Source organism: Actinomycetospora sp. C-140 (assembly GCF_054796175.1).
On record NZ_JBTWNF010000043.1, the window covers coordinates 1 to 1,242 of the forward strand.

Here is a 1,242-nt window from a genome sequence, read left to right on the forward strand (position 1 = left end):
CGGGCGACGTAGCGCTTGAGGCTGCGGCGGATTTCGGGGTCGGTGCGTTGCTGGGCCCGGCGCTTGTCGATGTAGGCGCGGGTGCGGGGGCAGGTGCTCCAGCGGGTGTGCACGATGGCGTGCAGGGCGCGGTTGAGTGCGCGGTCGCCGCCGCGGTTGAGTCGGTGGCGTTGCTGGCGGCCGCTGGAGGCGTCCAGCGGGCTGACCCCGGCCAGGGAGGCGAAGGCGGCGTCGTTGCGGCAGCGTCCGTGGTGGGACCAGGACACGATGGCCTGGGCAGCCGAGACCGGGCCCACGCCGTGATGGGCCAGTAGGGCTGGTGCTAGGTCTCGGGCGATCTCGAGCAGCGCAGCGTTGTTCGCTCGTAGCTCACGATCGAGATCGCGGGCCTGGTGGGCCAGGCGCTGGGCCTCGACGCGGCGCACGGCCTGCTCGCGGGTCTCCGTGCGTGCAGGCCGGCGACCGGCGATGTCGTCGAAGGCGGCGATGGTGAACCGTCCGCGGGGGTTGAGGGCACGGTCGCTGTCATCGCCGGTGAGCAGCAACGCACGCAGTCGGTTGACCGCCTGGGTCTTGGCGACGCGCATCTCCTCGCGCGCCCCGAGCAGGATGCGCAGAGCTTCGCGGTCCCCGTCGGCGCGCGGGGTCGGCAACGCGTCGCTGTGGAGAGCAAGGACCTGGCGAGCGGCCAGGTGGGCGTCGCGGGTGTCGGACTTGCCGCGGCGACGCTCGCGCCGCGAGGGCTGCTCGATCTCGCAGACCGCCAGGCCGGCTTGGTGCAGGGCGCGGGTCAGCCCGGCGCCATAGCTGCGGGTGCCCTCGACACCGGCGACCACCCGAGCACCGGGGGCGTGCTCGGCAATCCACGCGCAGGCCTGTTGGTGCCCGTCGGCGGTGTTGGACACCGTGGTCGCGGCGACGGTCGCCCCGACCGCGGTGAGGATCTCCAAGCTGTGAGTGTCGCGGTGGGTGTCTGCGCCCACCACCGCATCGACTGTCTCTGCCAGCATCGGCATCGGCCGCTGGCTCCTTCCCGGACGGCGGTCAGGGTCGGCGCCGGCCTGGGAGAAGGTCACCGAGCGGCACATCTGTGATGAGTCACGCGAGCACTCGCGGACAGGCTTCTAATCAGGCCAGCCAGGTGGGCCAGGCCGGCGCCGGCGCCACCCGGGGACATGTCACTGGCAGGGCACGCTCAGCAGCGGCCAGATCAACGGCGAGTCACCCGAGTGACACCGGCCC

At 72.5% G+C, this 1,242-nt stretch carries 1 protein-coding gene; it reads right to left on the minus strand.

Annotated features, from left to right (window positions below):
• A partial coding sequence (locus ACR9E3_RS32445; RefSeq protein ID WP_460385201.1) for an IS110 family transposase occupies positions 1–1,016 on the minus strand: 1,016 nt, incomplete at its 3' end.
• Between the last annotated feature and the right edge of the window lie 226 nt (positions 1,017–1,242).